Source organism: Methylocystis sp. H62 (genome assembly GCF_015709515.1).
Taxonomy (GTDB): Bacteria; Pseudomonadota; Alphaproteobacteria; order Rhizobiales; family Beijerinckiaceae; genus Methylocystis.
Genome location: NZ_JADNQZ010000059.1, coordinates 379,595 through 392,700 on the forward strand (window position 1 = coordinate 379,595; position 13,106 = coordinate 392,700).

Here is a 13,106-nt window from a genome sequence, read left to right on the forward strand (position 1 = left end):
CGCGATGAGCGAGGCCGTTCTCGAATTCCGCAGCATTGCGCGCCACTATCGCGAGGGCGAGGCGCGGCTCGACATTCTGATGGACGTCAATCTGTCCATCTACCCGGGCGAGACGGTCGCGTTGCTGGCGCCCTCTGGCGCCGGCAAGTCGACGCTCCTTCATATCGCCGGACTCTTGGAGCGCCAGGACGGCGGCGAAGTGCTGATCAAGAATGCGCCGACGTCGCGCATGTCTGACGCGGAGCGCACGCGTCTGCGGCGCGCCACCGTCGGCTTCATCTATCAATTCCATCATTTGTTGCCGGAGTTCTCGGCGCTCGAGAATGTGGCGCTGCCGCAGATGATCAATGGCCTGAGCGCAAACGAAGCGCGCCTGCGGGCGCAACAATTGCTCGACTATTTGCGGCTGGGACCGCGCGCGTCGCACCGGCCCTCCGAGCTTTCCGGCGGCGAACAACAGCGCGTCGCCATCGCCCGCGCGGTCGCAAACGCGCCGCATCTTCTGCTCGCCGACGAACCGACGGGCAATCTCGATCCGCGCACGGCGGAGCATGTTTTCGGAACGTTGTTGGCGCTCGCCCGCAGCACCGGACTGGCGGCGCTCATCGCGACCCACAATTTGGAGCTCGCCAAACAAATGGACCGCCGCGTAACCTTACGCGACGGTCGAGTAGAGCTGCTAAGCTGAAGCCGATTTAAGCCTTCGGCGCAGACTTCTTCTTGTCGATGAACTGATTTTTGTACCAAAGCCCGAAGCCGACCAGCGCCAGACCCGCGAAGAACACGGCGATCGTTATTTCCCTGGTTTGGGTCAAGCCGACAGAGAAGGGGAAGCGAGCGACATATTCTTTTGCGCCATCGTCGCTTTTCGCCTTCACCAGCCCGATGAACTTGCCTTCCTGCGGAAAGACGTGTTCGAAGGTGAGTGTGCCAGACTTATACTTCTTGGGGGGAGAGTAATACTCTGTGTTCCCCTCAAGATTTTCGGTGTCGTCCTTCTGGCCCACGTCGCGGACGACGCGCATTTCGAGATTCATGTCTCGCAGTTCGTCCTGCTGCGCATCCAGGGTGATAATGGTGGGCCCGGCGTCTGGAATGTCGTCGCAGAACTGTTCACGCGACTTTTGCGGCTGATACCCTGTGAAAGTCATCGTATCGGGGCCGAGTTTCATCAGGCACTGGCCCTGATTGATGCCGACGTCGCCATGCGCGTGTGCTTGCGTGACCCAGCCAGCCGCCGCGAACAGCACAACGGCGAAAAATCGCATGATCATCTGGTTTTCTCCCTTCTGAACCGGCCGCTCTGCGATGAGCGGTCTCTTCTTGGCGCGCAGGTCCGGTTCCGACGCGCCAGTTTTCGCACACCCTTTGAGCGAATGCGAGCCGCGAGCTGCGACGGGCGAGATTCCGGAACCTCCAGCAGCGCTTTAGTTAATATAAATTAGCTGCGCTCGCTTGTCCCGCGACCAAGGGCCACACGGGCGCGAAAAAAGTATGCGCGGCCCTTTTATTGTACAAACTCGTCGCCTTACGATGATTTTTCATAAGGCCCGCCGTTAGCGAAGTTGCTTAAACGTCATGCACTTGGCGCAAGTTCGGCGCAATTTCGAGGCAATCATGAGCGCCAGGGTTGGCGAAGTTAAATTTTCATTTAACTTAACCGAGCCTTCACAAACTATGGCGGGAAACATGTTGAACTTTCCTTATCTCCGTGACCAAGCTGAACTTTCTGGCGCCGGCGGCTGTCTTTCAACCATCTGGTTGAAAGACCACCAGGCTCTAGTATTGCGCAAGACTCGGCCGGGTTTTGACGCCCTAACGATGCGTACAATTACCGAGATTCTGTCGGCGATCGACCGAGGCGAGCTGAACGAGATCCGCTACCTCGTCTATGATTTCGCGCATGGCGTGCGAGAGGCGCCGAGGCCGGCGGAGGGTTTTGGGGAGATGGCTGCCGAAAATTCCGAGCTGATCGTCGATACGCCGGTGATCACGCTCGCCTGGGCGCGCGGCCTGATGAGCGGCTCCGATTTCGACTTCGCGATGCATTGCTCCGCCATCGTCGCAGAAAGGGACGCGCAGTTCTCCTTCTCGGGTGATCCCTCTGATCTTCTGGGACTTTACGCGGCGGTTGGCCGGACGCTCGGCTTCGTCAAGGCCGAACGTCTCATGGAGAGCAATAGGGCGCTCACCGCCGAAGACGCCCATGAACTGCTGATCGTTAGAGACGTCGTCGAGCCACAGCCAGGCGCCGCTGCGATAGAGCGCTACCTCGCTCAATTCGGTCGACGCTATAACGCCTCGCACGCGATTTTTCGCGCGCAGCGCATGGTGCAACCTGGGGTTGATCGGCGGAGCTTAGTGGCGCTTGAGCGCAACTGATGCTTGTTGAACGTAAATCACGCCGCGCTGACGAGGCGCGGCGCGTCGCGCCAATACTTGAGGAGCGGTCTCAGCTCCTCGATTGGCCGCGGTCTCGTGTATAGATATCCCTGAATAAGAAAAATATTCTTGCTCGCCATGAAGGCGAGTTGAGCGTCAGTTTCGACGCCCTCGGCGACGAGATCGATGGACAGATCCCGCGCCAGCGCAGAGATCGCCGAAATGATCGCCTGCGTCTTCGGCGACTCGATCGCCTGCCGCGCGAAGGAGCGATCAATCTTGACCTTCTTGACCGGGAAACGATTGAGATAGCCGAGGCTGCTGTAGCCGGTTCCGAAATCATCGAGCGAGAGACGGACGCCGAGCGCTTCGATCTCGCGTAACTTACTGTCGACGTCATCTGACACCATGAGCGTCGTTTCGGTGATTTCGAGTTCCAGACGATCGGGCTCCAATCCAGATTCGTGGAGCGTCGCCGCGACCATCTCGGCGAGATCCTTCTGTTGGAACTGTCTCGGCGCGATATTGACGGCGACACGGACGTTCGAAGGCCACGACTTCGCGTCATTGCACGCCTGCCGCAGCGCCCAGGCGCCGAGTTCGATGATCATGCCGGTTTCTTCAGCGACAGGAATGAATTCGCCCGGTGAGATCATTCCTCGGGTCGGGTGGCGCCATCGCAGCAGCGCCTCCATGGAAACGATGGTCGCGGTGCGGGAATCGACGACCGGCTGATAGTAGACGATCAATTCGTTCGCCAGGAACGCGTGACGCAGTTCGGTGTCGATTGCCCGCTTTCGGGTCAACGCATCCTGCATCTCCTGGGAATACCAAATCGCCTTGCCGCGCCCTTCGGCTTTCGACTGGTAAAGCGCGAGATCGCTGCATTTGAGCAGGCCGCCGGAGGTCTCCGAGTCGTTGGGCGCCGCAGCCATGCCGATGCTCGCGCCGATGTTGATGACGTGATTTTCGACGATGAAGGTGCGATGCATCTCGGCAAGGATATTGGCGGCGAGTTCGTCAACCTCAGGAAGGTGTTCGCCGGCGCGCAGCAGCACACAGAATTCGTCGCCGCCGAGCCTCGCCACGACGTGCGGATGCGGCACGCAGGCGGCGAGACGCGCGCCGACCGCGGACAGCAGCTGATCGCCGATGGAGTGGCCCAGCGTGTCATTGACGTCTTTGAACCGATCGAGATCAATGTTGAGCAGCGCGGCGTGGAACCCGCGCTGCCTGAGCTGAACCATTTCCTCTTCGAGCGTCTCCTGAAATTGATAGCGGTTCGGGAGATTGGTCAGATCGTCGAAATGCGCCATGCGCTCAATCTCACGGAGCGCGCGCTTTTGTATCGTCACGTCCTCGATGACGGTGATGAAGGAGCCCGCTTCGGCGCGTTCGCAGTGAAACTCAAAAAAACGTTCGCCGAGCTTGTGCGTGAAGATGGTCGCACGCGGCATTGTGACGTGCCGCTTCCACCGCTCAAAAAAGATCTTGCTTTCGTGCGGCGACATGCCGACGCTCTTGCAGATCGCGTGCGCCAGCGCTTCGAGCCGGATCGGCGTCGCCGCGGCCACGATGCCGAAGAAATCGATCACGCGCCGGTTCACGACCGTGACGGACAGATCGGCGTCGCCCATGCACAGGCCGTGTGTCATCGAGTTCAATGCGAGGCTGAATTTTTGCCGCTGGCGGGTGGCGTCCAAGCCGTTGCGCAGCGCCGACTCCAGATTGCCGTGCAGAAATTTCGTCGTTGAATGAATGGAGACGATCAGCAGCACGACAATCAGCGCAAGGCCGAGGTAGCGCCGTTCTTCATGCATCATCGCGGCGATGGCAAGCGGAAGCGCGAGGCCGAGCGATTGCGCGAGAACGATCCAGGGACGGCCGGCGTTGCGACCCGCAAGCCCGCTAAGGCCGCTCATCATAATGACGATGCTGTAAATGCCGAGCACATCATTGTAGTGATTATAGAACAAGACCGCGACGGACGCACCGACCGCTGTCATGAAGCCGACCGCGCCAATTGCGTAGAGCCTCTCCCATTCCAGCGAATCCCGTCGGCGAAGCGAGACCGGCGTGCTCGCATGCGCAAAGAAAACGTACAGGCGAAAGGCGCCGAGAACGGCGATCAGCGCCACGAAGTAGAGGTAGATTCGATCGCCGAGAAGAAGCCATGCGAGCGCAGGCGCGATGAGGCCGCCGAGAAGGCCCGCAAAAAACGAACCGGCGGTGCCGAACAGGGTTTCAACCAGGTCGCTATGGATTTGAACATCGGAGCTTTCGCTGGCGGCTGGCTTCGCGCGGACGAGCATGAGCTAATCCTCTTTGGAAGGCGGCGGCTTTTTTAAAGCCTCGCCCTTGCCGGAGGGAAGCTCGTCGCGGGGAAGACGCGACTGAGCCGAAACGAGCCGTTCCATATAGCGCAGGTCGTGCCGTGAAATGGCCATGGAGCAATCCGTCCAAAGCTCGACCACCCGAAGCAATTCTTCTTTGCGCACGGGGAAACATTGCTTCCGAAAGTTGACGAGGGCCTGACGGCGCCGCCAGTTCGCGCCGTCGGGGTCGAGCATCCACTCATGGGCGGTTTCGAGCGCCCGGCCTTCCGGCGCGACGACGTCGACAATGTCGAGATCGAACAGTTCGCGCGCCGTATAAACGCGGCCGGCCGAGAGAATCTGTTGTGTTCGCGCCGGCCCCACGCGCCTGGTGAGAAACGTCACCGCGCCCATTCCCGGAAAGGTGTTGAAGGCGATCTCGGGCACTCCAAGACGCGCGCTCTCCTCGGCGATGACAAAATCGGTGGCCAGCGCCCCTTCGAAGCCGCCGCCCATGCATTGTCCCCTGACGACGGACAGCGTCAAGACAGGAAGATCGAAAGCCGAGGTTAGCGCGTACATGACCTCGATACAGGCGTAGGCGTAGGTTAACAGGGAATCTCGGTCATTGTTCCTGATGCAGGAAACGAATGTCGCAAGATCGCCGCCCAAGCTGAATACATTCGGCTTCTTGGAGGCCATCACGATATAGCGGATCGGCCAAGTCGAGCCCTCCGTCTGCGCCAGACGTTTGATCGCGTCGCGAAACTCGATCGCCTCCTGCAACATCCGCAAAGTGTAACAGTGCGGCGAGTCTGCGCGATAATTCATCCACACCGATTGCGTCGGCGCGTCATATTCAATTTCTAGGAGTTCGAAGCGCCAGTGCGGAAAATCTTGGGGAGGGTGCCGTAGGTGCGCGGCGCCGATCATATCCGATACTTCGGGGCCAAGGCCTCCCCCCTCGATGACGCAAGAAAACGAGCCGTCCGGGTCCCGACGCAAGGCGCGGCGGCGCGGGCGGGCTAAGCCGCCAAGCTTCAAGTGAGTTTGATCCAGCATTTGGCAATGCCTTCAACTCGTATTCGAAGCATTTTCCGTCAAAGAAGTTCAGACAAAGGTCTGAACAGACGGAAAAAGCGTGGTTCTATTTCGGTGTTCTATTAACCTTTGTGACGCTTGCTCTAGGCGACTTCGAACCACGTCGCCAGTCCGCCTGCTTCGTGCTCCAGAATATCATCATGAACGGCCCACTTTCCAGGCGATTCGGCGAGGAAGGCGGCGTGCTTGGTTTTTCCGGGGGGAACGATCACGCCGTTGCGCCAATAGGGCTCCCATCCGTCATCGAGGTCATGCAGAAGACGCATGCACTGCCCGTGAACATGCATCGCGAGCGCTGCTCCCGACTTATTGACAAAGCCCAGCGTCACCGGGGTTCCGCGGGCCACTTTGAAGAGAGGCTGGCCTTCGTAGCCTTTCGTCAGCGCGCCGTTGATCGTCCAGGCGGGGCCGGTTGCGGCCTTGCGCGGTTCGATCACGAGATCGACTTTTTTGGCGTTCGCAAGCTTAATCTCGGCAGGGAGCGCCGCATTCTGCGGGAGCGACGCTATCGGCGGGCGCTTCGACGCCTTTGCGCCCTTGGCGTCCGCGACGAAAAGGTCGCGATCCTCGCCATTCGGTCCGCGCAAGATCAAATTGGCCTTGGCGCCCTCGGTCTCCGGCATGTCGAACATCAGCTCGAAGCGCGCCCCCGGCGCAACGGGAATGCTGCGCTTGATCGGCTCGAAGGCGTCGCACGGCTGGCCGTCGATGGCGATCACGAAAGGCTGCGCGCCCGCAAGGGACAGCACCATGATGCGCGCATTGCTGAGATTGGCCAGGCGCAGCCGCACCCTGGCGCCGGGCGCGAGGCTCTGCAGGGCCGGGGCAGCCTTGCCGTTGACGCAGAGCAGCGGGCCGATCCGGCCGACGCCGCTTGCCGCCGCAGGATCGTCGAAGCCGCCGACGATCTGACCGGCGTCATCAAGCCGCCAGTCGTCGAGCGCGAGGAGCAGGTCGGCGTCTGCGGGCAGCGGCGCCGACTCATCGACGACCAGCAGGCCCTTGAGGCCGCGCCCGACAAGCTCCGGCGTCGCGCCATAGACGCTCGGCCGGTAGCAGAACAGGCCGGGATCGGCGAGCCTGCGGCGGTAATCGAAGGACCCGCCGGGCGCGACCGGCGCCTGCGTCAGCGGGGCGACGCCCTCCATCGCATTGTCGCCGCGCAAGCCATGCCAATGAATGGTTGCGGGTTGGTCTAGCTTGTTGAGGAACGAGACGGCGAGGTCGTCGCCCTGCTGGTAGCGAAGGATGGGCCCGGGCGTGATCCCGTCGAAACCGAGAATGCTGGTTTCGCCGCCGCCGGACAGGCGCGCCTTCCCCGGCCGCGCCTCGAGCCGCCGCAGGGCGGGGAGCGGCGGCGACTGCGCCATCGCCGGAAGCGCCGCCAGGCTGGCGGCGACGCCGGAAAGAACGACGCGGCGGGAGAGGAGTTGTGACATCGCCATCTAGCTATGGCGCAGCCCGGCCCGTTGGGCAATGATTGAGAGCTTCAACGTCACGCGCCGTGAGGGGAGCGCGAGAACGGCCAAAACACGAGGAGGCGAGAGACATGAGCGCGCCGCGCATGAAGAAGACTGCCGCAATTTTAGGCTTCTGCAGCGCATGCGGGTTTCTGCCGCTCGCCGCGTGGGCGCAGGCGTCGCAAGGCTATTCCGACTATCGCCAGTCGCTGATCGCCGGCGGCTGGAAGCCCAATGTCGGCTACGGGCTGAAAACCGCCCGCGGCAAGCCCCTCTATAAGTTTCCGGAAGTCGTCTGCGGTCCGACGATCTGCAACGCCAAATGGCGCGATCCCCAGGGGCGCGAAAAGGTCATTACGCTGATCCGCGGCCTCGAGGGGGCGGATCACCGCGTGGCGCCACAATAGCCAGCGGCGGCTGGCATCCCGCCGCGTCCATGCTATAGAGCGACGCCCGACGAATCGAGTTCGCGCTTGGGAGCGCCTTGGCGCGCCCTCAAAACGCGCAAGGGACTGCGCCTTTTCGGGGGAACAGGATCGTTTGAGAGGGAGTCGAACGGTTCGATTTCATCTCAAGCGATCCCGGTTCACGGGCAGGGAATTGAGGCGGGCCCTATCCGCCGATCGCGGGCGTGGCGGAACTGGTAGACGCGCCGGATTTAGGTTCCGGTGACGAAAGTCGTGGGGGTTCGACTCCCTCCGCCCGCACCAGAGCCGCCTACCGTGGCAGTCGCATAATCGTCGTCGCGCGCCGGCGACGTCGCAGTCATTAAGAAGGCTAATCGAGATGCAAGTAACGCAGACCTCCTCGCAGGGCTTGAAGCAGGAATACAAGGTGGTTCTGCCGGCCGGCGAACTCGCCGCCAAGCTCGCCGCCCAGCTCACCGAGATTCAGGCGAAGAGTCAGATCAAGGGATTTCGCCCCGGCAAGGCGCCGATTGGCCATCTCAAGAAGCTCTACGGAAAGAGCATCATGAGCGACGTGTTGCAGGAGGCGGTTAACGACGCCAACCGCAAGATCGTCGAGGAAAACGAGCTGCGCATCGCGCTTGAGCCGAAGATCGATTTCCCCGGCGGGCAGGAGGAAGTCGAGCGCGCGCTGACGGCAGAGGGCGATTTCTCCTATGTCGTCACCTTCGAAACGCTGCCGAAGTTCGACATCGGCGCCTTCGACGACATCTCCCTGGAGCGTCCCGTCGCCGAAGTCGCCGAGGACGATATCGAGAAGGCGCTGCAGTCTCTCGCCGATCGTGCTCAGGAATTCGAGGCCAAGCCCGAAGGGGGCAAGGCGGAGAAGGGCGACAGACTGACGATCGATTTCACCGGCAAGCTCGACGGCGAGCCCTTTGAGGGCGGCGCGGGCGGGGACGTCGATCTGGTGCTGGGCGCGGGAACCTTCATCCCCGGTTTCGAGGAGCAGCTCGAGGGCGCCGCCGCCGGCGACCAGCCGGTCGTCAAGGTCCGGTTCCCCGAGGACTATGCCGCCAAGCAGCTGGCGGGGAAGGACGCCGAGTTCGACGTGACGGTCAAGGCCGTTTCGGCGCCCAAGACGCTCGGGCTCGATGAGGAGCTCGCCAAGAAATACGGCTTCGAGTCGCTCGAGGCGATGAAGACCGCCGTTCGCGGCAATCTCGAAGCCGATTTCGACAAGGCGTCGCGCGAAAAGATGAAGCGCGCGCTCCTCGACGCGCTCGACAGACGCTATTCCTTTGAGCTGCCGGAGAGCCTTGTAGCGCAGGAATTCGCCAATATCTGGGGCCAGCACGAGCAGGAAAGCCAGCGGGCGGGCCAACCCGTCGCCGAAGACGGCAAGACGGAGGAAGAGACGAAGGCCGAGTTCCGCAAGATCGCCGAACGACGCGTGCGCTTGGGGCTGGTTCTGGCGGAAATCGGCAAAAGCGCCGACGTGAAGGTGGACGAAAAGGATCTGACCGACGCTTTGGTCGAGCGGGCGCGCATGTTCCCAGGCCAGGAGAAGGCGGTTTGGGACTATTACCGCAACAATGAGCAGGCCCTCGCCCAGCTCCGCGCCCCGATCTACGAGGAGCGCGTCGTCGACCACCTCTCGAAGCTGATCAAGATCGCCGACAAGACCGTCTCCCGCGAAGAGCTGTTCAAGGAAGACGAGGAATAGTCTGTCGTCCGGCCGCCTTCCCCGCAGGCGGCGGCGCGCCGCGAGAAAATCCGGGATCTCAGGCTCATGCGCATGGCGCGCTGCGGTGATCGTGGCGTGACGGCCGCAAACGAGTCTTTGCGTCCGGCGCGGGCGCAGATATATGACGGGTCAAGAGTTCCCGGCGCAGGCGCATCCGCCTCCGCCGGACCACAGAGGCGATACGCGATGCGCGACCCAATCGAAAACTACAGCCAATATCTCATCCCACAGGTGATCGAGAACACTTCGCGCGGCGAGCGCGGTTTCGACATCTATTCCCGCCTGCTGCGCGAGCGCATCATTTTCATCACCGGGCCGATCGAAGATCACATGGCGTCGGTCATCATCGCGCAGCTGTTGTTTCTGGAGTCCGAGAACCCCAAAAAGGAAATCTCGCTCTACATCAATTCGCCGGGCGGCGTGGTGACGTCCGGCCTCGCCATCTACGACACGATTCAGTTCATCAAGCCGAAGGTTTCGACGCTTTGCGTGGGGCAGGCGGCGTCGATGGGCTCGCTTCTGCTGGCCGCGGGCGCCGCCGGTCTGCGTTATGCGCTCCCGAACGCGCGCGTGATGCTTCACCAGCCGTCTGGCGGCTTTCAGGGTCAAGCGTCGGATATCCAGCGCCATGCGGAAGACATTCTGAAAGTCAAAAAGCGCCTCAATGACATCTATGTCCGACACACGGGCAAGGATTATGAGACGATCGAGCACACGCTTGACCGCGATCATTTCATGTCGGCGGAAGAGGCGCGGCATTTCGGAATCGTCGACGCCGTTCAGGAGCGACGGCCTGACGACGAGAGCGACGCCAAGCGATAAACGCTGAAGGCGTCGGCCGCGTTTTCTGAGCGTCCGGCGCCAATTGCTTGAGGGATTGGGGCACTGGGGCGCGCATGTTTCGTAAAATTCTAATCGCCAATCGCGGCGAGATCGCTTGTCGCATCATTAAGACGGCGAAGCGCATGGGACTTGCAACCGTCGCCGTCTATTCCGACGCCGACGCCGACGCTTTGCATGTCGAAATGGCCGACGAGGCCGTCCGTCTCGGCCCGCCGCCCGCCGCCCAGTCTTATCTGCTGATCGATAAGATCGTCGCCGCCTGTAAGGAAACCGGCGCCGAAGCGGTGCATCCGGGCTATGGCTTTTTGTCCGAGCGCGCCGCCTTCGCCAATGCGCTCGCCGAGGCGAATATCGTTTTCATCGGCCCCAATATTCGCGCCATCGAGGCGATGGGCGACAAGATCGAGTCGAAGAAATTCGCCTCAGCCGCCAATGTCAGCGTCGTGCCCGGCTACCTTGGCGTCATCGAGAACGCCGAAGAGGCCGTTACGATCGCCAGGGACATCGGCTATCCGGTGATGTTGAAAGCGTCGGCTGGCGGCGGCGGCAAGGGCATGCGCGTCGCTTTCACCGACGCCGAAGTGATCGAAGGTTTCACGCGCGCGCGTTCGGAGGCGGCGTCTTCCTTCGGCGACGACCGCGTCTTCGTCGAGAAATTCATCGTCAATCCGCGCCACATCGAAATTCAGGTGCTCGGCGATAAGCACGGCAATGTCATCTACCTGAACGAGCGCGAATGTTCCATTCAGCGCCGCAATCAAAAGGTGATTGAAGAAGCGCCGTCGCCGCTGCTGGACGAGAAGACTCGTCGCGAAATGGGCGCGCAGGCCGTCGCCCTCGCCAAGGCCGTGAACTATGATTCGGCGGGCACGGTCGAATTCGTCGCCGGTCAGGACAAGAGCTTCTACTTCCTTGAAATGAACACCCGCCTGCAGGTCGAGCATCCGGTGACGGAGCTCATCACCGGCATTGATCTTGTCGAGCAGATGATCCGCGTCGCGGCGGGCGAGCCGCTGCAACTCAAGCAGGAAAACGTCAAGATCAACGGCTGGGCGGTCGAGAGCCGTATCTATGCCGAGGACCCGACGCGCAACTTCCTGCCCTCGGTTGGGCGACTGGTCAAATACCGGCCGCCGGAAGAGAAGCGCGAAGGCGGCGTTACGCTGCGCAACGACACCGGCGTCACCGAAGGCCGCGAAATCTCGATCCACTACGATCCGATGATCGCCAAGCTGGTGACGCATGCGCCGGACCGCCTTCGGGCGATCGTGGCGCAGGCCGACGCGCTCGATCGCTTCGTGATCGATGGAATTCGCCACAACATTCCGTTTCTGTCGTCGCTCATGCAGAGTCCGCGCTGGCGCTCAGGCAATCTCTCGACGGGCTTTATCAGCGAAGAATATCCGGAAGGATTTTCTTCGCCCGAGCCTCGTGGAGATCTGGCGCACACGCTTGCCGCGATCGCGACGCTCATGGACCACATCGGCAATGAGCGTAAACGCAAGATCTCCGGACAACTGCGCGGCGGACGGCCGGTCGAATTCGAGCGCGAACGCGTGTGCATGCTTGGCGATCAGAGATTCGACGTCTGCGTCGAGGCGCAAGGCGAAGCGCTGATCGTGCGTTTCGCCGACGGCGATCAGCGCGCCCATCGCGTTTCGACCCAGTGGCGTCCCGGCGAACTCGTGCTCGAAGGGGATGTCGACGGCCGCACGGTCTATGTGCAGGCGCGGCCCATCCTCAACGGCTATGGGCTGTCGCATCAGGGCGTCGACGTCACCGCGCGCGTCTACACCAAGCGTGAGGCGGAGCTTGTCGCCTTCATGCCGAAGAAAAAAGACGCCGGCGCCTCCAAGCACCTGTTGTGTCCAATGCCCGGCCTGGTGAAGACCGTCGACGTCACGGAAGGTCAGGAAGTCAAGGCCGGAGAGGCTTTGTGCATGGTCGAAGCCATGAAAATGGAGAACGTGCTGCGCGCCGAGCGCGACGTGACCGTGAAGAAGATCCTGGCGAAGGCCGGCGACAGTCTTGCGGTCGACGCCGTGATCATGGAGTTCGCTTAAGGCGTCGCGCGCTGACGGGGCGTTACAGGTTGAGGAACATGCTCACCGAGAGAATGTGATTGATCCGGTGATCGAACTTCTGCTCGCGCTGCGAGACGACGCGCGATTGGATGAGCTGGTTCATATAGCCGATCTCCACGCGCGCCTTCTCGCTGAAACTGTAGCCAAGGCCGGCGAAGCCGCGATTTTGATCGAAGCCGAACCGCGTTGAAGGCGTCGTTGAATTCAGCCGCACAAACACCTCATCCCAGAGCACGAGGCTCAAGGGAGCGTTTTCCCAGAGCGGATGCGAAAAGCGCACAAATTGGCGCAGGCGCCATTCGACGGGGTTCACGTTCTGAATGAAGCGTTGTTCAAGGCGGGTGCGGCTTGTCAGGTCGCCGAAGGCGGCCTTGTCGGTCAGCAGGACCTGTTGCCAGATCCGATTTTCATGTTGCGTTTTGGCGTCTTGCGGAAACGTCGCGATATGCGCGTAGCCCAGCCACAGGCTGGCCTTGTCGGATAGCGCATAGCCGACGCCGGCGCGCCCCAGCGCCTGATCGGCGCTTGTGCCATCGTTCCGAAAGCGTCCCTGGCTTTCCAGCCACAGCCGCCATTTTTCCAGACTCGGATCAATCGCGCCGAGCTTGGCGATGGTGGTGACGTTTTCCCAGATCCTGAAATCTTCGTCGACGGCCGCCGCTGGGCCGGTCGCGAAAATTCCGAGCAAGGACCCGACGCAAACGGCGAGCCGCCTCGTCCTTTGAAGTGTCGCCGCTGACACCGCCGTCTCCGTGAAAATCGAGCGC

At 61.6% G+C, this 13,106-nt stretch carries 11 protein-coding genes and 1 tRNA gene; 7 read left to right on the forward strand and 5 right to left on the reverse strand.

From position 1 onward, the window contains the following. Window positions 1-4: 4 nt before the first annotated feature. Window positions 5-688 (forward strand): ABC transporter ATP-binding protein, encoded by a 684-nt coding sequence (locus tag IYY11_RS21155; protein ID WP_196405689.1) that lies wholly within the window; start codon window positions 5-7, stop codon window positions 686-688. A 7-nt stretch (window positions 689-695) separates the two neighbouring features. On the opposite strand, the gene IYY11_RS21160 is transcribed toward IYY11_RS21155, so the two are convergent. Beyond that, window positions 696-1,274 (reverse strand): hypothetical protein, encoded by a 579-nt coding sequence (locus IYY11_RS21160; protein ID WP_196405690.1) that lies wholly within the window; start codon window positions 1,272-1,274, stop codon window positions 696-698. Between the two features lie 415 nt (window positions 1,275-1,689). Between IYY11_RS21160 and IYY11_RS21165 the strand changes: the two genes are divergently transcribed. Next, window positions 1,690-2,382, forward strand: a complete 693-nt coding sequence (locus IYY11_RS21165) for an enoyl-CoA hydratase-related protein (RefSeq protein ID WP_246720145.1) — start codon at window positions 1,690-1,692, stop codon at window positions 2,380-2,382. 17 nt (window positions 2,383-2,399) lie between these two features. On the opposite strand, the gene IYY11_RS21170 is transcribed toward IYY11_RS21165, so the two are convergent. The 3 genes from IYY11_RS21170 to IYY11_RS21180 all read right to left on the reverse strand — a co-directional run bounded on the left by IYY11_RS21170 (window position 2,400) and on the right by IYY11_RS21180 (window position 7,237). Then, window positions 2,400-4,694 carry a bifunctional diguanylate cyclase/phosphodiesterase gene (locus IYY11_RS21170; RefSeq protein WP_196405692.1) on the reverse strand — a complete coding sequence of 765 codons (2,295 nt, stop codon included), beginning with the start codon at window positions 4,692-4,694 and terminating at the stop codon, window positions 2,400-2,402. Window positions 4,695-4,697: 3 nt separating this feature from the next. Then, window positions 4,698-5,759, reverse strand: a complete 1,062-nt coding sequence (locus IYY11_RS21175; protein WP_246720146.1) for a crotonase/enoyl-CoA hydratase family protein — start codon at window positions 5,757-5,759, stop codon at window positions 4,698-4,700. 122 nt (window positions 5,760-5,881) lie between these two features. Beyond that, entirely contained in the window at window positions 5,882-7,237 is a 1,356-nt protein-coding gene (locus IYY11_RS21180; protein WP_246720147.1) for a multicopper oxidase family protein, read from the reverse strand. 110 nt (window positions 7,238-7,347) lie between these two features. Between IYY11_RS21180 and IYY11_RS21185 the strand changes: the two genes are divergently transcribed. From IYY11_RS21185 to IYY11_RS21205, 5 genes are all read left to right on the forward strand, one after another. Beyond that, a complete protein-coding gene (locus IYY11_RS21185) occupies window positions 7,348-7,665 on the forward strand; it encodes a hypothetical protein (RefSeq protein WP_196405694.1) in 318 nt (105 codons plus the stop codon). A gap of 218 nt (window positions 7,666-7,883) precedes the next feature. Beyond that, window positions 7,884-7,968: transfer RNA gene (locus tag IYY11_RS21190), tRNA-Leu, on the forward strand. A 76-nt stretch (window positions 7,969-8,044) separates the two neighbouring features. Next, window positions 8,045-9,391 (forward strand): trigger factor, encoded by a 1,347-nt coding sequence (gene tig / locus IYY11_RS21195; RefSeq protein WP_196405695.1) that lies wholly within the window; start codon window positions 8,045-8,047, stop codon window positions 9,389-9,391. 207 nt (window positions 9,392-9,598) lie between these two features. Next, on the forward strand, window positions 9,599-10,234 hold the full coding sequence (locus IYY11_RS21200; protein ID WP_124737773.1) for an ATP-dependent Clp protease proteolytic subunit: 636 nt from the start codon (window positions 9,599-9,601) through the stop codon (window positions 10,232-10,234). Between the two features lie 74 nt (window positions 10,235-10,308). Continuing rightward, window positions 10,309-12,318: an acetyl/propionyl/methylcrotonyl-CoA carboxylase subunit alpha gene (locus IYY11_RS21205; RefSeq protein WP_196405696.1), complete on the forward strand. Its 2,010-nt coding sequence runs from the start codon at window positions 10,309-10,311 to the stop codon at window positions 12,316-12,318. Window positions 12,319-12,340: 22 nt separating this feature from the next. Here the strand turns inward: IYY11_RS21205 and IYY11_RS21210 are convergent, their stop codons facing one another. Beyond that, a complete protein-coding gene (locus IYY11_RS21210) occupies window positions 12,341-13,081 on the reverse strand; it encodes a DUF2490 domain-containing protein (RefSeq protein ID WP_312029760.1) in 741 nt (246 codons plus the stop codon). Between the last annotated feature and the right edge of the window lie 25 nt (window positions 13,082-13,106).